Below are 24,759 nucleotides of genomic sequence, written 5' to 3'. Positions count from 1 at the left end.
AGCAATTCATTTCTACAGCTTTTTTGCGTTTGCTCTGGGTGTTGCGATCGCGTATGCTAAATTCAGTTTGATTTGCATTATCTTCTGTGGACAAAAACCGCGAACCATTCATCAGTCTGGCACTTTACCACGCTTTCAAATGGTCAGTTGTCAGCCCCATGCTTCACGCTTACTTTCGGGGTCAGATTTATGGTGCAGAAAATGTCCCCCAATCAGGGCCACTACTAGTAGTGAGTAATCACGCTAGTTACTTTGACCCGCCCATTGTCTCTAATTGTGTACGTCGTCCAGTGGCGTACATGGCGAAAGAAGAGTTATTTAATATCCCCGTTTTGGCACAAGCGATTAAATTGTACGGTGCTTACCCTGTGAGTCGGGGAAATGCTGATCGCAATGCCATCCGTTCCGCCCTAGAATATCTCAATACAGGTTGGGCTGTCGGTGTTTTCTTGCAAGGTACTCGCACCCCAGATGGTCGAATTACAGACCCTAAAAGAGGCGCACTGCTGCTAGCGGCGAAAGCAAAAGCCCCAATATTACCCGTAAGTGTCTGGGGTACTGAGAAGATTTTACAAAAAGGATCGTCCCGACCTCACGCAGTTCCCATTACTGTGAGAATTGGTAACTTGATTGATGCTCCCAGTTCCAGTAATAAAGAGGAATTGGAAGGATTGACACAAAAGTGTGCCACGGTAATTAACGAAATGCATGATTTAGGAAGATAAGTTAGACACGCAAGAAATATCTGCTTTAGGGAGGTAGCGATCGCCTTTTAGTCTCTGTATGTTTAAGGTCAACCCGCTCTAGCAATGAAGTCAGACTTTATGCTTAAATGCAACTGCTAGGCAAATCTACCATCAATTTCACCCTAAACAGCATTATGAGCGGCTTTGAAGCCAAGAATTTTTGGGAGCGATTAAATAATCTGGCGTTAGTCCGCTTTTTGCTTCTAGTTGCTTCTGGCTGGGCGATTGTACAGCTTTTAGCTTACTTTGAAGCAGTCATTGTTATTTTTACATTTGCGGCAATTTTAGCTTTTTTACTCAGCTATCCCGTACAAGGGCTGCGGCGTTTTTTGCCCCACGGTGTAGCTGTTGGCTTAGTTTTTTTACTCAGTATTGTGATTATAGGCGGTCTGATAATTACCGTGGGCTTAACGGTTTTATCTCAAGGACAAGAATTAATTAATAGTATCACTGTGTTTTTAAATTCTTTAGCACCTTTATTAGAAGGACTAGAAGTATTTTTGCGAAGCCGTAATTTACAAATAGATTTAAGTTTTATTGAAGAGCAATTGCGGAATCAAGCTGTATCAAGTCTGGTAACTAGTTTGGCTATTTTACAAGGATTTATGACAAATTTTGTGACATTTATCTTGATTGCAGTTGTAGCTTTCTTCATGCTGTTAGATGGAGACAAATTGTGGAATTTAATTTTGAAAGTAGTCCCAAAAAATCGCCGCAATAGATTTACAAGTATAATTAGACGGTCTTTTTTAGGATTTTTTAGAGGACAGTTATTATTAAGTGCATTTCTGACAAGTACAACTTTTCTGGTTTTCTTAATATTAAAAGTACCTTTTGCTTTGATACTATCAATAATAGTCGGATTTCTTGATATTATTCCTGGTATAGGAGCGACATTAGGAGTAAGCACAGTGACTCTATTTGTGTTGTCTCAAGGTGTTTGGTTAGCATTGAAAGTCTTGATAGCTTGTATTGTCCTCCAGCAGATACAAGACAACTTGATTTCGCCTCGAATTATGCAAGATGCCTTGAACCTTAATCCTGTAGTGATATTTTTTGCTTTGTTAGTAGGTGCTAGAGTAGCAGGATTATTAGGTGTTTTTATATCTATTCCAATTGCAGGAGTAATTGTATCTTTATTTGAAATTGATGAAATGAAATCTGAAGTTTAGCTCAAAGGAGAAAGAGACGCGATTCATCGCGTCTGTACAAAAAGAAAAGGTAGAGACGCGATGCATCGCGTCTATTAAATGTAAAATAGTTTATTAGGCAATACAAATTGAGGAATAATGTCGGATTTAAGAGCGGAATTAACAGAAATTTTGGATGAGGCAGAGTGGGAGTGGCTAATTCCTCATGTACAACGAGATGCAGTAATTTTGGTAGCACCGGAGTTAAACTTGGTGGATGTTGGAGTAGCGATCGCCAGTGATAACATTCCCTCAGTAGAACAATGGATTGATGAGCAATTAATTACCAAACCTACAACAGTACAAGTGGGAGAATGGAATCTTGAGCGCAGTAAGCGATTTAATACTCTCATCGTTCAGCCTTACGTTTTAGTGAAGGAAATAGTCGCTACTTAAATTAGTTTCTGTATTGTTTTCGATAACACTTGATGTTAGGGTAGTTTCTAAGGAAAGATAGCTTGATGTGCCAGTTATTACCACGCACTAACTGACTGATTTAACTAAGTAAATTGGTAGAAATAAATTTAACTATGTTATGAAATGTAAACAGGCTTCAAACTCCTACCAATGACAAAGGACAAATGACAGCCCCCACTAGTTAGCTTTAATTGCACCGACCGACTTAAAGCAAAATTTTCTCCTTTAAGATTTAGCCATCTAGGAGCTAGAATTGTTACGATAATTTCAGATTAGATGTTGAAACCTTGATCCAATCTGAAACCTTAGAACTATTAGAATGGCATCGCCTCTGCCAGCACCTTGCCACCTTCGCGGCAACTAAACTGGGGGCGACAGCTGCGCGTCATCTGAAAATACCCGATTCTCAGATCCAAAGCGAACAGTTGTTAGAGCAAACCAAAGAAGTCTATCAACTGGAAAGTCGGCTGACTACGGGATTATCATTTGAGGGAATTCAAGATATTGGCGATTCCTTAGAACGGGCAGAACGTAGCGGAATTTTGGCAGGAGATGAACTGTTAGCGATCGCCACCACCTTGGCTGGTGCTAGAAGTTTGCGCCGTGTCATCGACAATCAGGAAGATTTGCCGATATTGACTGAGTTAGTTGCTGATTTGCGGACTTATCCAGAACTAGAACAAGAAATTCACCGATGTATTGATGAACGGGCCCAGGTAACTGACCGCGCGAGTCAAAAACTGGGAGAAATTCGCACAGATTTGCGGCGAGTACGCAGCCAAATTACCCAAAAGCTGCAAAACATCTTACAGGCAAAATCTGGAGCAGTTCAAGAACAGCTAATTACCCAACGGGGCGATCGCTTTGTCATCCCGGTAAAAGCACCGCAAAAAGATGCCATCCCCGGTATTGTCCACGACACCTCTACCAGTGGCGCAACGCTATACGTAGAACCGAATTCCGTAGTGCCTCTAGGCAACCAACTGCGGCAAATCATTAGAAAAGAACAAGCCGAAGAAGAAGCGATTCGCCGTATTTTGACGGAACAAGTAGCCGCAGTCAAACCAGATTTAGAGAGATTGTTAGCGATCGCCACAACTTTGGATTTAGCAACCGCTAGATCGCGGTATAGTTACTGGCTAGGCGCAAATCCCCCGCGATTTATCCAGCGTCAAGACAGCGAAACCATTACCTTACGGAACTTACGCCATCCTCTGTTAGTGTGGCAACAACAGCACGAACAGGGGCAACCAGTAGTTCCTGTAGATTTGCTGATCAACCCGCTAATTCGGGTAGTAACGATTACTGGGCCAAATACTGGCGGTAAAACTGTAACCTTAAAAACTTTGGGGTTAGCAGCATTAATGGCGAAAGTAGGTTTATTTGTCCCCGCCCGCGAACCAGTGGAAATACCTTGGTTTGATAAAGTCCTGGCAGATATTGGCGATGAACAATCCTTACAGCAAAGTTTATCTACATTCTCTGGTCACATCCGCCGCATTAGTCGGATTTTAGAAGCATTGGGGAATGGGGAATTGGGATTGAGGACTGGAGACTTGGGACTTGGAACTGAGGAAAAGGAAATTCCTAATCCCCAATCCCTAATCCCCAATCCCCAATCCCTAGTTTTACTCGATGAAGTTGGTGCAGGAACCGATCCAGTTGAAGGTAGTGCGTTAGCGATCGCCTTGTTGCAATATCTAGCTAACCACGCCCAGCTAACGATCGCCACTACTCACTTCGGGGAATTGAAAGCCCTGAAATACGAAGATGAGCGGTTTGAAAACGCCTCTGTTGAATTTGACGAAAGTACCCTTTCGCCTACTTACCGTTTACTGTGGGGCATTCCCGGACGTTCTAACGCCTTAACCATTGCCCTACGCTTGGGATTAAAACCAGAGGTGGTACAACAGGCGAAAACCCAAGTTGGAGAGGCTACAGATGAAGTTAACCAAGTGATTGCAGGGTTAGAAGCCCAACGCCGCCGCCAGGAAACTAAAGCAGCCGAAGCCCAAAGTTTATTGCAGCAAGCGGAACGTTTATACAAAGAGGTATCCGCCAAAGCTGCAAGTTTGGAGGAAAGGGAAAGTAGTTTGCGGGCTTCACAGGAAATAGCAGTCCAACAAGCGATCGCCCAAGCAAAAGGTGAAATTGCCCAAGTGATTCGCCGCTTACAAAAAGGTACACCCACCGCCCAAGAAGCCCAGCAAGCCACCAATGCTTTAAATCAAATTGGCCAACAATATCAGCCAGCAACGCCAGCAAAACCAAAAGCTGGATTTATGCCCAAAGTAGGCGATCGCGTCCGCATTCCCAAACTCGGACAAATAGCGGATGTGATCGCCGCCCCCGATGAAGATGGAGAATTAAGCGTTCGCTTTGGGCTAATGAAGATGAACGTGAAGTTGCAAGACGTAGAATCTTTAGATGGTCAAAAACCCGAACCAATCGTCAAAGCTAAACCAGCCCCAGCACCAGTAACCCCACCAGCACAAAGTGTCCCAGAAATTCGGACTTCCAAAAATACCATCGATTTACGTGGTAAACGGGTAGCTGATGCCGAATACATTTTAGATAAAGCCATCTCCGAAGCTACTGGCCCAGTCTGGATTATTCACGGGTATGGTACTGGTAAGCTGCGCCAAGGAGTTCACGCCTTTTTGCAACAGCATCCCAGAGTGAACAACTACGAACCAGCAGAACAAGCAGATGGCGGTACTGGTGTTACCGTTGCTCACATCAAATAAAGAGCAGGAATGCTATGTTACTTGAACTGAATCAACTAATTGTTAGAGCCGGTCATCAGTTGTTGATTAAAGATGTCTCCTGGTCGGCATACAAACGCATTTTAGCAGAATTGGGAGACAATCGCAGTTCGCGCATAGGTTACAGTCAAGGGATGCTGGAAATAATGGCTCCCTTACCAGAACACTCACTCGATGAAAAGCAACGTATTGAATCGGGATTATTAGCGATGGCTGTGGCTATTGCTGTTCAATCTCCCGGCTGTACCCCATCATTAAGGCGATCGCAAAACATAGATTTTAACCAATGCCCATCAAATAATCAACCAAGCTCTAAAATCTAAAATTTTTATAAAAATCCCTTAACTGTCCTTGTCTTCTCCTAAAAATTGTGAAATATTAGAAAACTTGAGTGTATTATTGATAGATTTCAAAGCACTCCTATTTTTCTTATTTATTAAGCTAATCATTTCAAGCAGGTAACTGTATGTGCTGTTGCAGCACTACTACACACTATGCTAATGCCTTGAAGTGAAAACTGTTGTACGCCCGTTGTCTTCTACATTCATAGGAAAGAAAAAGGCTTACTCAGGTTCAAAATCTAGTAATTTGAAATGTTGATCTATCTTACGAGGTTCTGATGTCAGAAGGAGCAAAATTGATCGCCCTCAACGCAAGTAATGCACCGATAAGAACTAAGCTCTCAAACTATCCTGAACCATTTGCATCGCGTATGGTGGGCAGGGAGAAACACCCATTAGGTGACTTGTTTGGGATTACAAACTTTGGTGTAAACCTAACACATCTGGCTCCCAATGCCGTTTCTGCCCTTCGTCACGCCCACACCTTGCAAGACGAGTTCATCTACATCTTGGAGGGACACCCAACGCTACACACGGACGAAGGTCGCATACAACTCTCCCCAGGTATGTGTGCCGGCTTCAAGGCTGGTACTGGTAACGCCCACCACCTGATCAACGAAACAAAAGAAGATGTTCTTTACCTCGAAATCGGGGACAGAACATCCTCTGACGTTGGCAGCTATCCCGATGACGACCTTATAGCCATAAGAGAAAATGGCTTGTGGAAATTTGTCCACAAAGACGGCACACCATACTAAGTAAGTCGGGGTCATGACAAAATACGGATGTGTCACATAATCTGTTAAAAGTTCAATTTGTTAACAGTGACAAATAATTAGTTAATCCACACGCACTCTTTGATTTTTGATAAATCCGCATTGATTGATGTTCGTCCATCATCCGCCAGTAATACCCCGTAGGCGGCGACTGCACCCTACCACCGCAATGATACAAAAATATTGGCTCACCCCGCCCGCCGTATAACTTTCTTGACTACCTGCTCTAGGCTGGAGTTTGAGTTATTGCTGTCATACCAAATAATGTGCGACTTTCCTTCCTTGTCCTTGTTCTGCATCGCCATTAATAATAAGATTTTGCCCAAGGGTGGCTGCATGGATATGCTTATCAAGCAGAATAGTTGATGAAATTCGTGCTATCAAAGCTCTACTAAAATTTGATATTTTTTGAGATAAAAAAGGAAAAATATCGAGCTTCTTCATGTTTTAGTTATTTATTGGATGGCAAAAATTTTACTACCAACTGCAAGGCTTTATTCTTTAAAATTTGAGAGTTACCAGGTGTAATTTGATCTGACTTGTCAAATATCTGCCATGCATAGTTACCAGATGGATCTGCTATATGTGTGGAAGTTCCTAACTTGATTTCGGGTTGTAGCAAAAAATCCAACAAATTATTTGATGTGATACCAAGTCCCGATCGCACAACAGCAACCATGCGGTTACTAGTGAAGTTTACTACTGGTTCACTTAAACCTTCTTCAAACAATGTCTGAGGATTATCAATATCTGCACTAGCAAAAACATCTGCGGATTTTCCGGTTTCGGAGAATTCTTGTTCTATAAATTCTCGTGTTAAACCAGATGGCCCAAATCGCGTTTCTACTGGAATCCCATATTTCTCGCTAAAAGATTCAGCTATTTTAGTCAGGCTATCACGTAAACTACCAGCACCGTATAGATTAACTGCTAATACCTTAGTTGGTATCACACTGACAGCACAAGCTATCGGTGAAAAGGCAAAAAAATGCTTTTTCATTGTTATTATATTATTGTGTTGTTATTAGTACTCAGTGAATTATCTATAACCCATACTTAAGTATGGAGTTTGGCATACGTCTAAACTATTACCTCTATTCATCATAGTAAAAGTGAGCTTTGATATGTGTGGTTTGCGATTAGAGTTACAATACCAACTAAGTTGGATTAAATCAACTAGCAAACATCTTCAAACGCTGACTTTACCCAATTTTTAATGTGATTAGTTTCAAGGAGACATCAATTGTCCTGATGTTGTCCAGCCTATCCTGAAATAACAGGCTGCACCAAGCAAAACTGCTGTCTAGCAGCAAGAAGTATCTTGAGCAAACAACCAAAAGATTTGTATAGTAATTATGTATACATCAACCCGAAATAATAAACATCAATAAATTTCAAAATTTAAACCGCAAATAAATTAGGAGGCATTCTACACAATTACTTAGCGATAATTAACAGTTAGCATTCAAAACATAGTTTATTTATACTCTTGTACGGAATTAGCAGTGAAAGTCGGGTAAACCTTAATTAGAATTGATACTTTTCTACTTTGTTGAAAATAAATTTTCATCTAGAGTAGGACAAAGATACATGCTGCTTACCACATAGAAAAAATTTAGCTGAAGTCTCTGGCTCATAGCTATGGGAAACCAAGCTTGATGCTTGAGAGTCTGGTTTCAAAATGGGTAACAGCAACATCCCCTATCAGCTTGATCACCTATGCTTAAAGTTATGCACTCGGCCGCCAACTCAGCCACTCCAAATTCCCAGTGGGAGGATTTAATCAAGCTTCCAGCCCCAAACACAGTTCAATGGGATAATATCAAAACCCAATTAGACTTGGTGTTGTTGGCGCTAGAAACCTTAACTGGCATTGGTTCAGAGGCTATGCTTTCGGCGGCAACCGATCTGAATTTGGAGTCAAGAGTGCCAGACCGCGTAGCTTTATGGCGACTACGCCAATCAAATCCGCTACGCAAAGGTCAAGGAGGGCGAAAAAAGCTAGATGTCGAAGAAGCGCGATCGCTTGTTCTGATTGTCTGCTACTTAGCCAAACAGCACCAGGAATTGATTCGCCGCGCTGTCGGTCTGTTAGAACAAATGGCAGAAAATAACCGGGAACCTCACCAGGCTGCTTTACTTGGAGACTATATTGATGCTTTTTGCAACACCTACCAAGAGCGGATGGAAGAGGACGAGCAAATCTCAACGGATTTACTAACCAACCTGGCCCTAAAACTGCTTATAGATTTACTTTTTTACAGTGCCCCTGGTGGGCATCGCCGTCTCTGGCTAGCACTTATAGACCGTTCGACAAAAATTTAGATTTGAAATTTGAAATTCCTCAATCAAAATTCGCTTGTGATTTGTCCGCTAGATCGGGAAACCCTTTTGATAGTCGTTAGCCCAAGGGCGATGCACTCTCAAAACTGCTTTCTCCTAGCACAAGATTACATAACAGAAAAAATCTAACAAACTTTTGAGTGGAGGAATCCACCGTTTCAACTTTCCTTTGCACGCAACTGGCTTAACTTTTTGCAAAATCCTAAATAGTCTTCCTCGCAGTTCCTGCTATGCCTCTATCAAATTCTGTCATTCGTCGCTACACACCCCCTACTTGCACGCTAGAAGTATACGCGCAAAGCTCACCTCTGTCCCGTTGGATGGGCAAAACTGTCCTCAAACACCTCAGCTTTGAGCTACGTTTTGACGATCCCCGACTACCAGAAGAACACAGAATCCCAATTCGGGGCGATCGCGATCAACTTGAAGCTTTATGTGATGCAGTCACAAATTACGTACAGCAATTTCTCCAACAGTCTCCAGAGAGCTTTTGGGTCAGTTTCTCCGGTACTCAAGAGTCAAGCACAGCATTGGGTGAACCGGAATTAAAGTCCTCAATACAAACATTAAATTCTTTTAATACCCAAATTCCTGGGGCAAATATTCGCTTAGAACCAAGCAGCTATTTAACTCACAGTTTATTTCTCGGTTCTCTCGCCAACTACTCATCCGGCCCCGTAATTAAACTCAGTCTGCTGCAATTATTTGATTTGGCCAGTGCTTTAGATGAATACTCAACTGATGTCATGGCACTCCCAACTCTTAATAGCACGAGTTCGACTCTGAGGTTCCCTGCTTGGGCACCTGTTGCCGCAGTATTAGTGTTAGGTATAGGTTTCCTACCAGTTACTTGGCAATATGCTAACAACATTAGGGAAAAGGAACAGCAGACAGCCAAAACATCAGATCCAGCAGCAGTAAAGACTGCTTTAGAACCTTCAACCTCACTAAACTTTCCCACGCCCGATTCCGCACTCACCACTCCATCAGGTAATTTACCTAGTTCTACTGCTCCACTTTCCACATCTACTTTGCCGCAAGCACCTCTAACAGCCCCTAGTTCTAGTAGTTTCTCTGCACCGCCACCTCTATTGCCAAATGCACTGACTATACCTCAAGGGACAACTTCAACCACTCCTACCAATAGAGCAATCGCACCATCAAGCAAAAACTCAGGCCAAGAAATAGCCATACTACCAAATTTGGGACAGAACCTTACAGGGTCAAGTCCTCAAGCTGGAACTCTCCCTAAATTGCGGAATTTACCACCCAGGTTATCTTCTAACACAAGTATCTTACCAACTAATATCTCACCAATTTCCCCGCCGTCTCTTAGCACCATACCCAATAATAATGCTGGCAATATCCCAACTCAACCCTCCTCATCAACACAACAGCTAGATGAAAGAATCAATTCCTTACAGCAATCTTCTGCTGGAGAGAAACCTACTTCACAAACTTCCTCATCTAGAACTGCTGATAATAATCCATTCATCGACCAATTAGGGGACGCACGCAAAACCCCTAAATCTAGAGAAGTGGCTACTGGTACATTATTTGATACACCTCAAGTAGCAGAAGCGAGGACATACCTAAGTAAGCGTTGGCAACCACCTGCCGGACTAGGGCAAACTTTAGAGTACAGCCTGATAGTCAGTGTTGACGGCACAGTTGAACGAATTTTTCCTCTCAATAAGGCAGCAAGAGAATTCGTTGATAGCACTGGAATGCCTGAAGTTGGTAAACCTTTTGTTTCCGCCAATACAAGTGGGCAAAATGTCAGAATTAGAGTTGTTCTCAGTCCTGATGGGAAGGTGCAGACTTTTCCAGATGAATAATTAAATTAATCCTTTTAATGCCACTTATGAAACTGGTACAAACCTTGTGCCAGTTTTTATTTACTTCATTTGATTTGGAGAAAAGATACGTAGGGTGTGTTAGCGACAGCGTAACGCACCAAGCCCAAGATGATCGTGCGTTACGAACTGCGTTCTAACACACCCTACAATACCTAATTTTGTTCAAAAATCAAATATGATTCCTATATGATGTACGAAAAACAAAAGGACTGGATATACCCAGTCCTTCATTTATATTGATTTAACGTTTTTATCTTAATAACGGGATTTTTTGGTTTTTAACTTGTGCTTTTTACGCCGACGTTCGCTAGCAGCAACTGCCTGTTCTACCGGATAACCCACAAGAGGAATTACCTGATATTTTCGCTCTTCTTCTAACTTTTTCAGTGCAGTGTAATCAACCCAGTGAATGCAATCAACCGGACAAGTGTCAATTGCTTCTTGGATAATTTCTTCAGCATCCCCATCTTGGCGAACCACGCGCGATCGCCCGTAATCTGGTTCAATATAAAAAGTGTTACGCGCAACATGAGCGCAATGCTTGCAACCAATACAGGTGATTTCATCAACATAAACACCATTTTGGCGCAGCAAACCACCCAATTCGGGTTCTAAACCAGAACGTTCTGGGGCATCGCGTAAAAAACCCCCTAATTCTGGTTCCAAACCCGAACGGTTGTCAACTTCTTCTTCCGGCGACGGCAGAAAATCAGCCATTACGCACTCCAGCGCTGTACTACCAGGCGAATTGAACCATCTTCATTCTTTTGTTGTTCAGAGACTTGAAAACCAACACGAGCGGTTTCTTTAACAACTGTTTGATAAGCATAACGCTGTGTTACCTGGCGCAAGAATCCGTCCACAGACAGGTTTTGCTGCCAATATTGCAAGTCAGCTACCAATTCATATTCTTTGCCATTCCATCTAAAGCCGATGTCATAGCCATTTTCCTGCTCAATACTAACTTCCGCAGGATGGGTTTGACCGCGATAGCCGCGTACTTCCCGTGGGCCGGGTTTCCAGTCTATGCCCAATTCAGTCAGAGCATCTTTTAAAGAATCAAGGTTACGGATTTGAGTCTTAATTTGGCTAAAGTGTGACATGGTGGTTGTCAATTAATTACACTAAACTACTGTGAAAACTTACCAATCGCTGTAAGTGGTGTGTGTATTCGCCACATTAGACTGCTGCACCTTCGCGGCGAAATATTCTGAGGTTGGCTCATGATTAAGTACTTGCCCCAGCTGTGCCTCTATTGCTGCTGTAACTTCAGCGCAAGAATTACCCACAATGCCAGTGACTTTTTCTTGTACCCGACCGTCTGGATAGATTATGAACTCTAATGTCTCCATGCTCTTGGCCAACCACGATAAGTACGCTTAAAATTTTACTGCCTTAGCAGAAGGCTATATATATAGCCGTAGGAACATTTTTACTTAGATACAAATTTGCCATTTGTTAACTAATGTTCCATCTATCAACATATATATCTCAGAATCTTTACAAAACTTATTAATTTTATAAGCAGTCACATCAGTATTTAGTTAGTCTCTCTTAACCTCATCAATTAGTCAAGGTAAAAACTGAGCTTGCTAGGTAAGCGGCAAAAGTCCTAAGAATAAGCATTAGAGGTACTATAGCCAGCTAGATGGTTACAAAAATATAGAAATTATTATTTAGATTTACCTTATTTTCTTAAGGCTTTCTAAGTAAGTTGGGTGCAGTGTAGTGTCAGCTTAGAGCCAGATGATGGGTTACACGTAGGAATAACTTTATTTAGAATCGTCTATCAACGGATTTTTAGACTGCGATCGCCAGAATATAAAAAATAAATATAATCAAACCTTGGGTTTTCTTGCATCAACCCAACCTATGATTAGGCGATCGCTTGATGGTAGATTTGTAATATACGTAAGTGTAGGCTAATTAGGAAAGTCCTACTTCAATTACCTCACCAGGAAGGATGGCATTTAGCAATTTTTGTACTTCTGGTATGAGCGGTATCAAATCAGCAAGACCATTTTTTGAGGCGATCAACATAATAACCGCAACTCCTGCTTGTTCTAAGTTTTACTGGTATCGCAAATTTTGATCTGTAGTCAGTAGAATGGTGAAGCTTTGTTGTTTCATGAGTTGTAAAAGTTCACTATTCTTTTTCCCTGACCATCTCATCACGACAACTGTGCGTACTTCGTAATCTTTGAATTCACGTTTGAGAGGACGAGGAACATATTCATCAAGCAGGATTCGCATAAGCAGTCAGCATTTCTTTTGCTAATTCTAATGCTGCGTAGGCGTAGCCCGTCGTAGACATCGCTTGCTCACGGCTAACACTGGGAAAATGATCTAAAAACTCATTTAGCGAATCACCTGCTTCTAAATAATCAAGCAAAGTCTTAATTGGTACGCGAGTTCCAACAAAGACAGTAGTTCCCCCTAATATATCAGGGTCACTATGAACAATACGTGATGTTGGCATCATAATAACTCTAGGCATTTATGTGTCAATATTTAGCTACGATCCTAACTCGGAATTACTGCTACTAGAAGCGTAGGTGGATTATCGTTGTCGATATGGTAGCTTACTCTATATTTATTAAAGCATCGCTTTGGATACTACGATAAGCGATCGCTTCCAACACCTTAACTTTGCTTGAGATAAGTAATTATCCAGTGTGTACAATTCTTAGACACATTATTCAGCAAACATTTCAGCCAAAGTATCTAAAACTGCTTTTTGTTCATCAGAGTCAATCTGACCTAGCTTTTTGACTAATCGATTTTTGTCAACTGTACGAATTTGATCCAAAACAATTTGTCCGTCCTTGCCCTGAAACTGACAAGCAACACGAGTTGGATAAGATTGTCCTTTAGTTGTCATGGGAGCAACAATGACCGTGGCAATATATCTGTTCATCTCATCTGGTGAAATTACTACACAGGGTCTTGTCTTCTGAATCTCACTGCCAATCGTTGGGTCAAGGTTAACCAAAAATACATCAAATCGATTGACTACCACTCCCACTCTAGATGCTCCCACTCTGTAGTTACAGCATCATCGAGCAGTGCATCGTCGTGTTGCTTCGCCATAGTTGCAAATGCTTCCTCCCACCCCTGACGCGATTGAGAGGCTGCACGGATAATTAGGTGACAATCTTGAATTTCAATTTCCACCTCTTCATCAATACCACTTTGTTCCAGCAGAAGTTTAGGAATGCGAATACCTTGAGAGTTCCCAATTTTAACAATACGGGTTCTAATTGCTGTTCCCATGAGGATCATTATCCTTGATTGTAATTACATTGTGATTACCCTCAAGGATTTTGTCAACAAGCGCTCATTTTTCAATAATTTTTAAGGCGATGCCTACGGTGGGCTACGCCTACGCACTCATAACTACAATATGCGATCACACAATCTTCTTTGTGTATTATGTATAGAAAGCTTTCTGTTGCCTACGCTGTAACCATTTCCGGGCCTGAATCAGGGGATGCTGGCTCAAAATGTAACACCATAATTTGCTCTGGGCGTAAACCGACAGATTCATAAGTGCGGCCGTGGCGTAGGTATAGCCCAACCCAGGCATTGCTAAATTCAACTTCAAACAATCGAGCTTTATCTACTGTGCGAGAATTCAAGCTCATGATTACATAATTTCTTCAGCCAAAAGTTGACCTTTGACCCGTTCATATTCATCCTCAAGAAGCCACTCTTGGGCTGCTTGGTAGTTGGGGTGAGTGACTACGAGTTTATAGTTAGATGCAGGATTAAAAATACGACAAGTGCCGTCTTGAGCGCCAATTAGCATGAGAATCTTAGGCGGGAAAACAACCGGATCAACCCAGAGTTCTAGAAATTTCCAGGTTTTAGCTTGTTCTGCGAGGGCTGGTGCGTGGGATTGCATGATACTCACCTGTAGTTTTCACAATTTTAATCTCGCCGTAGTAAAGTGGAATTTGGCTCCCGTCTGCTTTAATTATGTAACCGATCGCCTCTGGAAAGTAGAGTCCATATCGTTCGTAATCATCCTCTTGATCGTCTATTCCGGTTCGCTCTCCCTCTGCAATGATAGCCTGCGTGACTTGTTCCAAGGTTACGCGATCGTTGAAAACATGCGCTCTGCCTTCTCTTCGGAGCAGTCGTTGGACTTGGAGAGTGTTCGGCAAATGGCGATCGATAAGGCTTGGTCGGGGATCGGGAGTAATATCTCGGTCAATTCCACTCATGAGTTAGGCGATCGCACGTTATCTCAGAACCGCCATTGTGAGCGATTGTACTGCTTAGGATTGCTAAACTCAACCAGATGTTTGAATCTTTTTGAAGCGATCGCTCTGAGTCCTATCGCTCAAGCTGTAACCATTTCCAGCACTGAATCAGGGGATGCTGGCTCAAAATGTAACACCATAATTTGCTCTGGGCGTAAACCGACAGATTCGTAAGTGCGGCCAGAGCGATCGCTAAATTCAACCTCAAATGCAGCACCATCGGCTAATAATTCGACTACTGTACCAACTTGACCACGGTGCAGGTTGTATTCAGGTAGATCGATTGTCAGTGCTACTACATTCAGCAATTTGATTGTATTTTTAGTCATCTTCTATCACTTCCAAATATTTACAGAGGATAGTAGGTTGTTAATCTTGGGACATCAGAACCATTTTCTATAATGTTATTGCTTCACTCCTGGAGGCAAGCTTATTTACGACCAAAATCTGCTGGAATCTCGCCCCAAGAGACAGTATTCCATTTGAAAATAGGATTGTTATACTCATTATTTTCCAACCACTTTAATGCTCTGTCTAACAAATTAAATATTTCTTGGTTGTCCGTACTTCGGGTTAACTTTGTTCTGACTCTCTTGTTGATTACCCAAAGAATACCTACCTCGGAATCAGAATAAATAGGTATATCCCTACCTTGTTTATTGAGGTATGCAAGAGCATGAACAATAGCCAAAAACTCTCCAAGATTATTTGTTCCGTTTGGCATTGGACTTTTATGGAAAATTACTTTCCGTGTTCCTGTATCAATACCTTTATATTCAACGTACCCAGGATTACCTAAACATGAAGCATCAACACAAACACTATCTATAATTAATTCTTTTGCAGGAAAAATTTTTGTTTTTGTTTCCTGCCGCTCTACTTCTTTCTGCTCACTTATAATCATAAAATTCTTTTCTGCAAGCTCCAATGCTGCTTCTGCTTCTTCTCTAGTCTTAAAAGATTTGTACAACGCACCACTAAAATTTGTGATATGTTCATTACATTCCTCCCAGCTTGTGAATATACCTATTTTTCGACCTTTAAAAACGGTGTAGTATTTCTTGGATGGCATTTAATCTACAACTCCACGAATTTATACATAAATCCTTTTAACTTTGAGAAGATACCTCATTTGATCGAGAACTACTATAACTAAATTAATACAGACAAGACTTAAGTATATCCACTAGATTTAGTCAATAATTTTCCGTAAATACCTTGGTAATACCCAGAAAAATTTTGGAACCGTAAGCGCTAACCTATGTCTTGCTGATGCTTTAAATACTGATTGCAAATTGACTTGATTATGGATTGGCGATGCCCAAGCTGCTTAAAATAGTAGTGATAGAAAAAATTGTAATTATGAACGTCGTTATTCCTAGTGAAATACTAACCGCAACTCGCATGACTGAAGGCGAAATGAAGCAGGAAATTGCGGTGATGCTCTTTCAAAAAGAAAAGTTAACTCTTGCTCAAGCCAGCCGATTTGCAGGCATGAATCGAATAGCATTTCAGCATTTACTCGCAAGCCGTCAAATTTCAGTGCATTACGATGTGGAAGATTTTGAACAAGATATAAATAACTTGCGGGCGATGGGTAGATTGTGATCGTTGTCAGCGATACTTCACCCATCAATAACCTTGCTGCCATTAACCACCTTCATTTGTTACAACAGCTTTACGGAAGAGTCCTAATTCCTGAAGCTGTCTACCGAGAACTGACTGATCCCAACTTTCCAGTTGCAGGTGCAACTGAAGTACAAACTTTTGTCTGGATTCAAACTTGTCCAGTTCAAGATCGTATACTTGTTGAAGCACTCAGCAATGAACTGGATATTGGTGAAGCTGAAGCGATCGCTCTAGCAGTGGAAATGAAAGCAGATCGAGTGTTGATTGATGAACGTCGTGGTCGCATGGTTGCGGCTAGGCTAAATCTCAGTTACACAGGAATTTTAGGGATCTTGGTTGAAGCTAAAAGTCAAAAGCTAATTTCTGCGGTGAAACCTCTGTTAGATGCTCTAATTAATCAAGCAGGATTCTGGGTGCCTAAACCTTTATACAAGAGGATTTTACAGCTTGTTGATGAAGATGACATTATTTAGTATGCTCCAGCCTAGACCAAAGTTGGTATAGCTTTCATCACTACCATCACGCATAGGCGTAGCCAGCCGTAGGGATCACTTCAACGTATATTCAGATTTTTGCTGCTACTTCGCGTGAAAATTTGCTCAAGCCTAAATCACTCAGCAAGAATTTCTGGTGAAAAAACTGATTTGGTTGGGGAAGAAACCAGGATAATAAAGCATAATTAACCTTTATAGCTAAAAGCTGTCAGCCATCAGCCACAAGCTGAGATGGTAAAGTTTGAAAGCTTGTGATTCAACTTAAGTAATTGACTATGAGTACAGCAAATATTTCGTCAGCGATACGCATAGGAGTACTAGGTTTCGGCGGACTCGGACAAGCCGCCGCCAAAGTACTTGCTGCTAAACAGGAAATGATTTTAGTCGCAGCAGCAGATCAAAAAGGTTACGCTTACGCTGCTGAAGGTTTAAATACTCAACAATGTATTGCAACCTACCAGTCCCAAGGTTCTGTAGGTTATTTAGAACCAGTTGGTACATTAACAAATCAAAGTATTCAGGATGTAATTGCAATAGCTCAACCTGTGGATGGGTATTTTCTGGCTTTACCCAACCTACCAAACGATTTTATCCCTTCTGTAGCCAAAGAATTTATTAAATCTGGTTGGCGGGGTGTGCTAGTAGATGCAATTAAGCGCACCACTGCTGTAGAACAACTACTAGCGATGAAAGAAGAACTCCTTGCAGCCGGGATTACCTACATGACAGGCTGTGGTGCTACACCCGGACTGTTAACTGCCGCAGCAGCTTTAGCCGCCCAAAGCTACGCAGAAATTCATCAAGTCGAAATCACCTTCGGGGTGGGAATTGCCAACTGGGAAGCTTATCGCGCCACTGTGCGGGAAGACATTGGACACATGCCTGGTTACACAGTGGAAACCGCTAGGGCGATGACTGATGCAGAAGTAGAAGCACTACTAGATAAGACTAATGGCGTGCTTACCTTGAAGAATATGGAACACGCTGATGATGTGATGCTAGAGGTAGCGGGAATAGTGGGGCGCGATCGCGTTACAGTTGGTGGTGTAGTCGATACTCGCAATCCTAAAAAGCCCCTCAGCACCAACGTTAAGGTAACAGGGCGCACTTTCGAAGGCAAGATTTCCACCCATACCTTTACTCTGGGAGATGAAACCAGTATGGCAGCTAATGTCTGCGGCCCTGCCTTTGGTTATCTTAAAGCTGGTAAGCAATTGCACCAACGCGGCATCTATGGAATATTCACTGCTGCCGAAATTATGCCGCAGTTTGTTAGGTAATAGTTAGGAGTTAGGAGTTAAAAAATTAAACTTGAGATTTTTAAATCTCTGGTTTTGTTTAAAAGTTGCAATTGAAAACTCTTAACTCCTAACTTTTTTAAGCTGGTGGGATTTCTGGACAAAAAGTGTCTGTGAAATTTTCCTCAAGGAGCAAATCTGGCGTTTGGATAATAAATGGAAGTTCGGCTCCTACAAGTCCTCGTTGAATGCGTTCTAAGGTATTACTAAAAACGACAAACAGAGGATATATAGTATTAGCTCCCTCACTCAAAATATGACTGTGGCGCAGAGGCATCAACCACTCATAATCATTGTCTAGGAAAACTTGGGTTTGTCGCCAACGTCCTAACAAATCAGAAAAGTCTTCGTGAGCGCGATGAATAAAGACTAAGATTTCGGCACCGGTTTTGATCTTCCATTCAGGATCACACATCAAAATTGCCACATCACAGGGTAAACAGATTGTTTGTGGAGTTGTTGTAGCTGTGTTGCGAAGACGGACAATTGGCAAAGGGATAGTGATGACACTTTCATCAGGACGGCGCAAACTGGGAATCATCTCTAAGTATGGCCGATATTGCTTTAGTAAGGCGATCGCAGCTAGATGATTGCTGTACTCTGCCAAACTCGCTTCGTAGTGAGATTTTTGCACAGTCATAGTTGATTAGATAGTTAGGAGTTAAGAGTTAGGAGTTTGGAATTTGAAATTATGAGTTTGGAATTTGAAATTTGAAGTTTATAGTTTAGAGTTACAAATAATATTAAGTAGTTAAGAATTAAGAATGAAGATGAAAAATAAATAGTTTCAACTCCTAACTCCTAACTCCTAACTCTCAATCCCTTATCCCAGCTTTTCAAATACTGCAAACATCGGCAAATACATTGCTAGCAAAATGGTTCCAACCATTCCCCCTAAAACTACAATCATCACTGGTTCCAAAATACTGGTCATTGCTTTTACTGCTTGCTCGACTTCATCTTCATAGAAATCAGCAACTTTCATCAACATTCCATCTAATTCTCCAGTTTCTTCTCCGATACTAATCATCTGAATTGCCATAGCTGGAAAAACAGCATCTTTTTGTAAAGCAATACTAATCATACCTCCCTGTTGAATTTCCATCCGGGCTGCGTCTATGGCATTAGCAATTACTTGGTTTCCTGATGTATCTCGGACAATTTCTAAGCAAGTTAAAATTGGTACGCCTGAACGAGTCAAAGAACCAAAAGTCCGGCTAAAGCGGGCAACTGAAGACTTTTGAATTAAGTCACCAAATAAGGGCATTTTGAGAGAAAGACGATCGATTGTTATGCGACCAACAGGAGTTTTAGCATATTGTCCATAGGCAAATTTCAATGCTATGAGAATACCTAGAAGTACGAAAGCCCCCGGACTTCTCAAAAATTTACTAGCATCCATCAAGAATTGCGTTAGAGGTGGTAATGAAATCCCAATTTGTACAAAAATCGTGGCAAAAATCGGAATGAGAAAAATAGTCATGCCAAGAAAGATTGCAACTGCGATAAAACCCACAACAGTTGGATAAGACAATGCTGATTTAATTTGGTTTTGTAGGCGAGCAACATCTTCTAGCAACTTAGCTAAACGATTCAATACTTCGTCTAGAACACCACCCACTTCACCAGCTTGAATCATACTCACATATAAACCATCAAAGCAGTCAGGATGCTTCCGCATTGCCTCTGAAAGGTTCATTCCACTTTGAACATCAGTGCTAATCTCAACTAGGGCTTGTTTGAGTTTAGTATTACTACACTGTTCAGAAAGTACCCCTAGACTTCTAACGATCGCAACCCCCGCATTCATCAAAACGGCAAATTGACGGGAAAAAACGGCTTTGTCTTTCACAGAAACCTTAACTAAGGAATTCTGGAATTTTTTGAAGGCAACATCTGGCTCAAATCCTTGAGATTGTTTGAGTTCTTGGACTACAAAACCTTGATCTCTGAGATTAGTCCGAGCTTGTACCAAGGATTCAGCAGTAATTTTTTCAGTTCGGGATTTTCCTTGAGAATCCCGAACACGGGCAACAAAGTTTGGCATAAATAAATTCAAAATAGTTGTTATTTATTGGGCACAAGGGAAAGACTTACTAAAATATCCTCTCCCTTATCTCCCTACTTCCTTTAATGCGCTTTAGCAGTCGCACCAGGTTTTGCACCTGCCGCCTGTGGTGTAGCATTACCAATGAGACGTTGGATTTCATCAGGCTTAGAAGTCTTAGACATCGCCGCTTCAAAAGAAATCGTTCCTGCTTTGTAAAAATCAGCTAAAACCTTCTCCAGAGTTTGCATCCCCAACTTACCGCCAGTTTGAATAGCTGAGTAAATTTGAGATGTTTTGCCTTCTCGAATCAAGTTGGAAATAGCAGGAGTGACAATCAGAATTTCTTGAGCCATCACCCGACCATATTCACCGGGTTTAGGGTTTTTCTTGGACACCAAGGTTTGACTAAATACCCCTACCAATGAGTTAGACAATTGCACCCGCACTTGGGTTTGTCTTTCATGGGGAAAAACGTCAATAATCCGGTCAACAGTTTGGGCGGCAGAACTCGTGTGTAGCGTACCAAATACTAAGTGTCCTGTTTCCGCAGCTGAAATCGCCAAAGAAATCGTTTCCAAATCGCGCATTTCCCCTACCAGAATAATATCTGGATCTTCCCGCAGGGCTGCTTTCAAAGCATTAGCAAAGCTTTTAGTATCTTCTCCCAGTTGTCGCTGGTGAACCAAGCTTTTAATTGGTTCATAGACAAATTCAATTGGGTCTTCTACCGTTAAAATATGCTCTGCCTTGGTGCGGTTAATCAAGTCAATCATTGCCGCTAGAGTAGTTGTCTTGCCAGAACCTGTAGGGCCTGTCACCAGAATAAGTCCTCTAGGCTTATCGCACATTTCCCGCACGATATCTGGCAGACCTAATTTTTCAAAGTTAGGAATTTTAGAACTTAATGCTCGTAAGCAAGCAGCATAAGCACCACGCTCTTTATAGACATTGACCCGGAAACGGGCCAAACCCTTAACACCATAAGAACAATCCAACTCCCAAGTCTGCTCTAAGGTTTTACGCTGGGTGTTGTTGAGCATACTAAAAATCAGCCTTTGACATTGATCGGCTGTCAATACATGCTCACCGATAGGGGTCAGTTTGCCACTGATGCGGAAGTACGGAGGCAAACCTGCCGATAAATGCATATCTGAACCACCCAGTTCAATCAACTGTTCCATCAAGTCTTCAATCATCATTTCCATAGTTCTGCTTCCTTTTAATGTTTTTTATTTGTCATTTGTCAGTTGTCCTACCCTGCGGGAAGCCGCAGAAGCGTCTATGTCATTTGTTTAAAGTTACTAACCATCGACCAATGACCAATGACTAATGACTAATCTCAAAACCGAGATGTCATACAGTAGGGACAATCCAGCCATTCTTGTTTCAATGTGGCCTTGCAACTCCGGCAGGTAAGACCAGTCTTGCGTTTGGCTTTTAATTCTGCTTCCAAACCAGTATCAGTAAACGTCACTCGTTCTACTTCTTCTAGGGTGGTAGAACCAAGGCGCACTAAGTCTAAACTGTAAGCCAGCAAGGTTTTCATGCCCTCTTCTATTGCCACTTCCTTGATGCGTTCGGTGGGTGCATCTTCGTTGATGAGAGTTTGCAGATTTTCGGTAACTCGCATAACTTCATAGACACCACAACGCCCTTTGTAGCCGCCACCATTACATTTTGAGCAAAGCTGATTTTTGGTTTTAGCTTCAGCAATCCCATCTAATGTCAAGGTGTTAGCTTTATAGAAGGTGACTCCTACATCAGAAGAAGCTGATAAACCATACCGAGCCAGTTCTTCGGTTGTAGGAGTGTAGGGAATGCGACATTCAGAACATACGCGCCGCACCAAACGTTGAGCTAGAACGCCAATTAGGGAACTAGAAACCATGAAAGGCTCAATGCCCATTTCTCCCAAACGAGCGATCGCACCTGGGGCATCATTGGTATGTAAGGTAGTTAATACTAAGTGACCGGTCAAGGCAGCTTCAATTGCTGTTTTTGCTGTTTCCTTATCCCGCGTTTCACCCACCAGTAGCACATCTGGATCTTGTCGCAAGAAAGCCCGCAAAGCGGTAGCAAAATCCAGCCCTTTTTCTCGAATCACCTGTACTTGAGTAATCCCTGGAAGACTGTACTCAATTGGGTCTTCTACAGTACTGATATTAATTCCAGGATCGTTCTTTTCTGATAGTGCAGAATACAGCGAGGTTGTTTTCCCAGAACCAGTTGGCCCAGTTACCAAAATTAGACCAAAGGGACGGCTAACCATATCCTTGACAATATTTAAAGTCTCTGGATCGGTAATTAACTTATCTAATCCCAGTTGGGTTGAGGAATTATCCAAAATCCGCAGTACCACCTTTTCCCCGTAGCGACTGGGCAAAGTATTCACGCGGAAATCCACCTTACGTCCCTCAAATAGCCGCCGAATGCGTCCATCTTGGGGTAAACGGCGTTCGGCAATGTCTAGATTCGAGATGATTTTAAATCGGGCTGTCACCGCCGGGATGATTTTTTTCGGTAGGGGATCGAAAGCTTCCTTCAGTACGCCATCCTTCCGAAAGCGAATGCGTAAGTTTTCTTCTTGCGGTTCGATATGAATGTCAGAAACGCCCTCATGCAAGGCTTTAGCCAGGATTCTGTTCACTAGGTTGATCACTGGGGCATCCTCTGCACCCTTCATCGCTGCCCCTAGATCGGCCTCCATTTCTTCAGGAGCATCGGAAATATCGAGATTTCCGAGGTTTTCTAAATCCTGATTAATATCTGTAAACTTTTCTTGTTCCAGATGCTTTTGCTTAACAGCCATTTCATCCAGATATTGGTTGATTAGCTGCTGATAGTCTTCCTGTGTAATCACCATGCGCTGCAATGCCAGTCCTTGGGGGCGCAAGATGCGATTCAGATCATCGGAAGCCTCTAGATTATCTGGAGCGACCATTGCCACTAAAACTGAGGGCGGGGTTTGGTCTTCGTGTTTCGATAGTGGTACTAAACGATGGCGACGGCAGATATCAACTGGGATGAGGGTTTCAATCAGGTTCCCCATCATCGTGTTGGCAATGGAACTGACCTCCGGATCGAGAAATTCAACTCCGTATAGTATTTTAAGTTCAAATAGCTGCTGTTTTTTGTATTGCCTGAGCAACTCAGGTGATAGTTGTTGTCCAGTAATTGACTCTAATACTTCCGTTAAGGGTCTGCCAGATTTGCGGCTTTCAATTAGTGCCTGCCTCATCTGTTCGGTATTGACATAGCCAGATTGCACTAGCTTGTTGCCGAAGGGCGAAAACTCTGTTCTGGTAGTTAGAGCGGTACTGCGCCGTTGTGGTGACGAGTAAGTCATAAATGAGCGAATGAGTAGGGGAACCTCTGCTTAAAGTATTCCCAGCCTGTGAGATAGAATTCTCATTTCCCAAAAAAGTCACTGAACTTCTGAGCAACGAAAACCTTTACTTAGAGTTATCGCTAAATGCTGAGTGAAAAATAAGTAATAGTAGAGAAAATATAGATTCCTGACTCATTCAATCAACAAATTTTTCGTCAGAAGGGCGAATGAGATTAAATGCCACTCTGACAAATTACTTACTCCTAGAGGTACACTACTCGTTCGGGTTCCCGCCTTGATGGTGTCTACACTAAGGTGTTCACCATTTGTCACAATAAGAAAACGGTTACATCACTTCCAGAAACTTGTCGGCAAAAAATCAGCCTCAGTTGCAAGTCGTGAATGACGACGGTTGCAAGCTATGGAGATACACTGCCATAAATAGCAAGCATCTGGAATGAGTAGACAATAATGGATGAAAATAAACAGATAAACAATACTAGTCAGCAATTGGGTGAACCAACAGAGGTAAAGCAAGCAATGAAGAGTGACTTCCCAGCCCAAATTAATTTCAATGAATCTGGTGGCGAGGCGACAGAGCAAGTGGCAGCCCAAACTAATGTATCGGGAGATGCAGCTACTACAAATCCAGAAACTGGTGTCGCTGCAACCGATAACACCGGAGTGGAAACGGCAGCTTTGGCAGAACTAACTCAACAAATTGAGTCTCTCAAAACGCAGTTAGAAGAGCGTAGTACTCAATATATGCGGATTGCTGCTGATTTTGAGAATTATCGGAAACGTACTAGCAAAGAAAAAGAAGAGCTAGAGACGCTGATGAAGCGGAACACGATTCTGGAATTGCTGCCAGTGGTCGATAATTTTGAGCGGGCGCGATCGCACCTCAAACCACAATCCGATGGCGAAATGACCATGCACAAAAGCTATCAAGGCGTTTACAAACAATTAGTAGATAGCCTGAAGCGCTTAGGTGTATCACCAATGCGTCCTGAAGGTCAAGAATTCGATCCTAACCTCCATGAAGCAGTAATGCGGGAACCTACGGATGAACATCCTGAAGGAACAGTGTTAGAAGAGTTAGTGCGCGGATATTACTTGGGCGATCGCGTACTACGCCATGCAATGGTCAAAGTAGCTGCTCCAAAGGAAGATACACCTTCTACGGAGGAAGATCAGTCGAGTCAAGCCAACAGTTAAGCTGTAGTCGCTCGTCTCGCTGACCAAAAGTGCCTGGGTT

Annotated in this window: 29 protein-coding genes; 12 read left to right on the top strand and 17 right to left on the bottom strand. The window is 42.2% G+C overall.

The window, feature by feature from the left end; genetic code table 11:
- Positions 1-86: 86 nt before the first annotated feature.
- The 6 genes from RMZ41_RS02705 (at position 87) to RMZ41_RS02680 (ending at position 6,217) form a co-directional block, all read left to right on the top strand.
- Positions 87-725 carry a lysophospholipid acyltransferase family protein gene (locus RMZ41_RS02705; RefSeq protein ID WP_322644984.1) on the top strand — a complete coding sequence of 213 codons (639 nt, stop codon included), beginning with the start codon at positions 87-89 and terminating at the stop codon, positions 723-725.
- A gap of 155 nt (positions 726-880) precedes the next feature.
- The gene (locus RMZ41_RS02700) at positions 881-1,918 is read left to right on the top strand and encodes an AI-2E family transporter (protein WP_322644985.1); all 1,038 of its coding nucleotides are present in this window, start codon (positions 881-883) and stop codon (positions 1,916-1,918) included.
- A gap of 117 nt (positions 1,919-2,035) precedes the next feature.
- Positions 2,036-2,332: a DUF2288 domain-containing protein gene (locus RMZ41_RS02695; RefSeq protein ID WP_190934277.1), complete on the top strand. Its 297-nt coding sequence runs from the start codon at positions 2,036-2,038 to the stop codon at positions 2,330-2,332.
- A gap of 308 nt (positions 2,333-2,640) precedes the next feature.
- On the top strand, positions 2,641-5,100 hold the full coding sequence (locus tag RMZ41_RS02690; RefSeq protein WP_322644986.1) for an endonuclease MutS2: 2,460 nt from the start codon (positions 2,641-2,643) through the stop codon (positions 5,098-5,100).
- Between the two features lie 14 nt (positions 5,101-5,114).
- On the top strand, positions 5,115-5,441 hold the full coding sequence (locus RMZ41_RS02685; RefSeq protein ID WP_322644987.1) for a hypothetical protein: 327 nt from the start codon (positions 5,115-5,117) through the stop codon (positions 5,439-5,441).
- Positions 5,442-5,737: 296 nt separating this feature from the next.
- Positions 5,738-6,217, top strand: a complete 480-nt coding sequence (locus tag RMZ41_RS02680; RefSeq protein WP_322644988.1) for a cupin domain-containing protein — start codon at positions 5,738-5,740, stop codon at positions 6,215-6,217.
- Between the two features lie 270 nt (positions 6,218-6,487).
- On the opposite strand, the gene RMZ41_RS02675 is transcribed toward RMZ41_RS02680, so the two are convergent.
- Both RMZ41_RS02675 and RMZ41_RS02670 read right to left on the bottom strand, forming a co-directional pair.
- Positions 6,488-6,679, bottom strand: a complete 192-nt coding sequence (locus RMZ41_RS02675; protein ID WP_322644989.1) for a hypothetical protein — start codon at positions 6,677-6,679, stop codon at positions 6,488-6,490.
- Between the two features lie 7 nt (positions 6,680-6,686).
- Positions 6,687-7,235 (bottom strand): substrate-binding domain-containing protein, encoded by a 549-nt coding sequence (locus tag RMZ41_RS02670; RefSeq protein ID WP_322644990.1) that lies wholly within the window; start codon positions 7,233-7,235, stop codon positions 6,687-6,689.
- A gap of 719 nt (positions 7,236-7,954) precedes the next feature.
- Here RMZ41_RS02670 and RMZ41_RS02665 point away from each other — a divergent pair.
- Both RMZ41_RS02665 and RMZ41_RS02660 read left to right on the top strand, forming a co-directional pair.
- Positions 7,955-8,560, top strand: a complete 606-nt coding sequence (locus tag RMZ41_RS02665; RefSeq protein WP_322644991.1) for a DUF3038 domain-containing protein — start codon at positions 7,955-7,957, stop codon at positions 8,558-8,560.
- A gap of 248 nt (positions 8,561-8,808) precedes the next feature.
- Positions 8,809-10,416, top strand: coding sequence for a DUF4335 domain-containing protein (locus RMZ41_RS02660; RefSeq protein WP_322644992.1), 1,608 nt, complete (start codon positions 8,809-8,811; stop codon positions 10,414-10,416).
- Positions 10,417-10,692: 276 nt separating this feature from the next.
- Here the strand turns inward: RMZ41_RS02660 and RMZ41_RS02655 are convergent, their stop codons facing one another.
- The 11 genes from RMZ41_RS02655 to RMZ41_RS02605 form a co-directional block, all read right to left on the bottom strand.
- Positions 10,693-11,154 (bottom strand): ferredoxin, encoded by a 462-nt coding sequence (locus tag RMZ41_RS02655; RefSeq protein WP_322644993.1) that lies wholly within the window; start codon positions 11,152-11,154, stop codon positions 10,693-10,695.
- The gene (locus tag RMZ41_RS02650; RefSeq protein ID WP_190727888.1) at positions 11,154-11,540 is read right to left on the bottom strand and encodes a DUF1257 domain-containing protein; all 387 of its coding nucleotides are present in this window, start codon (positions 11,538-11,540) and stop codon (positions 11,154-11,156) included. The genes RMZ41_RS02655 and RMZ41_RS02650 overlap by 1 nt, the downstream gene beginning before the upstream one ends.
- A 39-nt stretch (positions 11,541-11,579) precedes the next feature.
- On the bottom strand, positions 11,580-11,789 hold the full coding sequence (locus tag RMZ41_RS02645) for a DUF2997 domain-containing protein (RefSeq protein WP_094328129.1): 210 nt from the start codon (positions 11,787-11,789) through the stop codon (positions 11,580-11,582).
- Between the two features lie 884 nt (positions 11,790-12,673).
- The gene (locus tag RMZ41_RS02640; RefSeq protein ID WP_322644994.1) at positions 12,674-12,919 is read right to left on the bottom strand and encodes a DUF433 domain-containing protein; all 246 of its coding nucleotides are present in this window, start codon (positions 12,917-12,919) and stop codon (positions 12,674-12,676) included.
- A 213-nt stretch (positions 12,920-13,132) separates the two neighbouring features.
- Complete coding sequence (locus RMZ41_RS02635) at positions 13,133-13,477, bottom strand: type II toxin-antitoxin system PemK/MazF family toxin (RefSeq protein ID WP_409874697.1); 345 nt, start codon at positions 13,475-13,477, stop codon at positions 13,133-13,135.
- Positions 13,450-13,710, bottom strand: a complete 261-nt coding sequence (locus RMZ41_RS02630) for an AbrB/MazE/SpoVT family DNA-binding domain-containing protein (RefSeq protein ID WP_322644996.1) — start codon at positions 13,708-13,710, stop codon at positions 13,450-13,452. The genes RMZ41_RS02635 and RMZ41_RS02630 overlap by 28 nt, the downstream gene beginning before the upstream one ends.
- 182 nt (positions 13,711-13,892) lie before the next feature.
- Complete coding sequence (locus RMZ41_RS02625; RefSeq protein ID WP_322645127.1) at positions 13,893-14,081, bottom strand: hypothetical protein; 189 nt, start codon at positions 14,079-14,081, stop codon at positions 13,893-13,895.
- Between the two features lie 2 nt (positions 14,082-14,083).
- Complete coding sequence (locus tag RMZ41_RS02620) at positions 14,084-14,341, bottom strand: hypothetical protein (protein WP_322644997.1); 258 nt, start codon at positions 14,339-14,341, stop codon at positions 14,084-14,086.
- Positions 14,304-14,663 carry a DUF6972 family protein gene (locus tag RMZ41_RS02615; protein WP_322644998.1) on the bottom strand — a complete coding sequence of 120 codons (360 nt, stop codon included), beginning with the start codon at positions 14,661-14,663 and terminating at the stop codon, positions 14,304-14,306. The genes RMZ41_RS02620 and RMZ41_RS02615 overlap by 38 nt, the downstream gene beginning before the upstream one ends.
- A gap of 119 nt (positions 14,664-14,782) precedes the next feature.
- Complete coding sequence (locus tag RMZ41_RS02610) at positions 14,783-15,031, bottom strand: DUF4926 domain-containing protein (RefSeq protein ID WP_322644999.1); 249 nt, start codon at positions 15,029-15,031, stop codon at positions 14,783-14,785.
- A gap of 101 nt (positions 15,032-15,132) precedes the next feature.
- A complete protein-coding gene (locus RMZ41_RS02605; protein ID WP_322645000.1) occupies positions 15,133-15,774 on the bottom strand; it encodes a ribonuclease H family protein in 642 nt (213 codons plus the stop codon).
- A gap of 290 nt (positions 15,775-16,064) precedes the next feature.
- Between RMZ41_RS02605 and RMZ41_RS02600 the strand changes: the two genes are divergently transcribed.
- From RMZ41_RS02600 to RMZ41_RS02590, 3 genes are all read left to right on the top strand, one after another.
- On the top strand, positions 16,065-16,310 hold the full coding sequence (locus RMZ41_RS02600) for a UPF0175 family protein (RefSeq protein WP_322645001.1): 246 nt from the start codon (positions 16,065-16,067) through the stop codon (positions 16,308-16,310).
- Positions 16,307-16,804 carry a DUF3368 domain-containing protein gene (locus RMZ41_RS02595; protein ID WP_322645002.1) on the top strand — a complete coding sequence of 166 codons (498 nt, stop codon included), beginning with the start codon at positions 16,307-16,309 and terminating at the stop codon, positions 16,802-16,804. Before RMZ41_RS02600 ends, RMZ41_RS02595 begins: the two co-directional genes overlap by 4 nt.
- A 296-nt stretch (positions 16,805-17,100) precedes the next feature.
- Positions 17,101-18,105, top strand: coding sequence for a saccharopine dehydrogenase-like oxidoreductase (locus RMZ41_RS02590; RefSeq protein ID WP_322645003.1), 1,005 nt, complete (start codon positions 17,101-17,103; stop codon positions 18,103-18,105).
- Positions 18,106-18,202: 97 nt separating this feature from the next.
- Here RMZ41_RS02590 and RMZ41_RS02585 read toward each other — a convergent pair whose 3' ends face one another.
- From RMZ41_RS02585 to RMZ41_RS02570, 4 genes are all read right to left on the bottom strand, one after another.
- Positions 18,203-18,763 (bottom strand): hypothetical protein, encoded by a 561-nt coding sequence (locus tag RMZ41_RS02585; RefSeq protein WP_322645004.1) that lies wholly within the window; start codon positions 18,761-18,763, stop codon positions 18,203-18,205.
- Positions 18,764-18,946: 183 nt separating this feature from the next.
- Positions 18,947-20,170 carry a type II secretion system F family protein gene (locus RMZ41_RS02580; protein ID WP_322645005.1) on the bottom strand — a complete coding sequence of 408 codons (1,224 nt, stop codon included), beginning with the start codon at positions 20,168-20,170 and terminating at the stop codon, positions 18,947-18,949.
- Between the two features lie 83 nt (positions 20,171-20,253).
- Complete coding sequence (locus RMZ41_RS02575; protein WP_322645006.1) at positions 20,254-21,378, bottom strand: type IV pilus twitching motility protein PilT; 1,125 nt, start codon at positions 21,376-21,378, stop codon at positions 20,254-20,256.
- Positions 21,379-21,512: 134 nt separating this feature from the next.
- Positions 21,513-23,519 carry a GspE/PulE family protein gene (locus RMZ41_RS02570; protein ID WP_322645007.1) on the bottom strand — a complete coding sequence of 669 codons (2,007 nt, stop codon included), beginning with the start codon at positions 23,517-23,519 and terminating at the stop codon, positions 21,513-21,515.
- A gap of 450 nt (positions 23,520-23,969) precedes the next feature.
- Here RMZ41_RS02570 and grpE point away from each other — a divergent pair, with 450 nt between their 5' ends.
- A complete protein-coding gene (gene grpE, locus RMZ41_RS02565) occupies positions 23,970-24,719 on the top strand; it encodes a nucleotide exchange factor GrpE (RefSeq protein ID WP_322645114.1) in 750 nt (249 codons plus the stop codon).
- The last annotated feature ends 40 nt before the right edge of the window (positions 24,720-24,759 follow it).

This window comes from Nostoc sp. DedVER02 (assembly GCF_034530675.2).
GTDB lineage: Bacteria > Cyanobacteriota > Cyanobacteriia > Cyanobacteriales > Nostocaceae > Nostoc.
The sequence above is the reverse complement of the archived record's forward strand: the minus strand, read 5'-3'. Positions and strand labels throughout refer to the sequence as shown.

Coding starts and splice junctions, on each gene's coding strand:
- RMZ41_RS02680 (WP_322644988.1), top strand. CDS start 5,738: ATGTCAGAAGGAGCAAAATTGATCGCCCTCAACGCAAGTAATGCACCG.
- RMZ41_RS02685 (WP_322644987.1), top strand. CDS start 5,115: ATGTTACTTGAACTGAATCAACTAATTGTTAGAGCCGGTCATCAGTTG.
- RMZ41_RS02575 (WP_322645006.1), bottom strand. CDS start 21,378: ATGGAAATGATGATTGAAGACTTGATGGAACAGTTGATTGAACTGGGT.
- RMZ41_RS02600 (WP_322645001.1), top strand. CDS start 16,065: ATGAACGTCGTTATTCCTAGTGAAATACTAACCGCAACTCGCATGACT.
- RMZ41_RS02645 (WP_094328129.1), bottom strand. CDS start 11,789: ATGGAGACATTAGAGTTCATAATCTATCCAGACGGTCGGGTACAAGAA.
- RMZ41_RS02605 (WP_322645000.1), bottom strand. CDS start 15,774: ATGCCATCCAAGAAATACTACACCGTTTTTAAAGGTCGAAAAATAGGT.
- RMZ41_RS02700 (WP_322644985.1), top strand. CDS start 881: ATGAGCGGCTTTGAAGCCAAGAATTTTTGGGAGCGATTAAATAATCTG.
- RMZ41_RS02570 (WP_322645007.1), bottom strand. CDS start 23,519: ATGACTTACTCGTCACCACAACGGCGCAGTACCGCTCTAACTACCAGA.
- RMZ41_RS02620 (WP_322644997.1), bottom strand. CDS start 14,341: ATGCAATCCCACGCACCAGCCCTCGCAGAACAAGCTAAAACCTGGAAA.
- RMZ41_RS02660 (WP_322644992.1), top strand. CDS start 8,809: ATGCCTCTATCAAATTCTGTCATTCGTCGCTACACACCCCCTACTTGC.
- RMZ41_RS02630 (WP_322644996.1), bottom strand. CDS start 13,710: ATGGGAACAGCAATTAGAACCCGTATTGTTAAAATTGGGAACTCTCAA.
- RMZ41_RS02650 (WP_190727888.1), bottom strand. CDS start 11,540: ATGTCACACTTTAGCCAAATTAAGACTCAAATCCGTAACCTTGATTCT.
- RMZ41_RS02610 (WP_322644999.1), bottom strand. CDS start 15,031: ATGACTAAAAATACAATCAAATTGCTGAATGTAGTAGCACTGACAATC.
- RMZ41_RS02625 (WP_322645127.1), bottom strand. CDS start 14,081: ATGAGCTTGAATTCTCGCACAGTAGATAAAGCTCGATTGTTTGAAGTT.
- RMZ41_RS02655 (WP_322644993.1), bottom strand. CDS start 11,154: ATGGCTGATTTTCTGCCGTCGCCGGAAGAAGAAGTTGACAACCGTTCG.
- RMZ41_RS02675 (WP_322644989.1), bottom strand. CDS start 6,679: ATGAAGAAGCTCGATATTTTTCCTTTTTTATCTCAAAAAATATCAAAT.
- RMZ41_RS02580 (WP_322645005.1), bottom strand. CDS start 20,170: ATGCCAAACTTTGTTGCCCGTGTTCGGGATTCTCAAGGAAAATCCCGA.
- RMZ41_RS02615 (WP_322644998.1), bottom strand. CDS start 14,663: ATGAGTGGAATTGACCGAGATATTACTCCCGATCCCCGACCAAGCCTT.
- RMZ41_RS02695 (WP_190934277.1), top strand. CDS start 2,036: ATGTCGGATTTAAGAGCGGAATTAACAGAAATTTTGGATGAGGCAGAG.
- RMZ41_RS02640 (WP_322644994.1), bottom strand. CDS start 12,919: ATGATGCCAACATCACGTATTGTTCATAGTGACCCTGATATATTAGGG.
- RMZ41_RS02585 (WP_322645004.1), bottom strand. CDS start 18,763: ATGACTGTGCAAAAATCTCACTACGAAGCGAGTTTGGCAGAGTACAGC.
- RMZ41_RS02665 (WP_322644991.1), top strand. CDS start 7,955: ATGCTTAAAGTTATGCACTCGGCCGCCAACTCAGCCACTCCAAATTCC.
- RMZ41_RS02590 (WP_322645003.1), top strand. CDS start 17,101: ATGAGTACAGCAAATATTTCGTCAGCGATACGCATAGGAGTACTAGGT.
- RMZ41_RS02670 (WP_322644990.1), bottom strand. CDS start 7,235: ATGAAAAAGCATTTTTTTGCCTTTTCACCGATAGCTTGTGCTGTCAGT.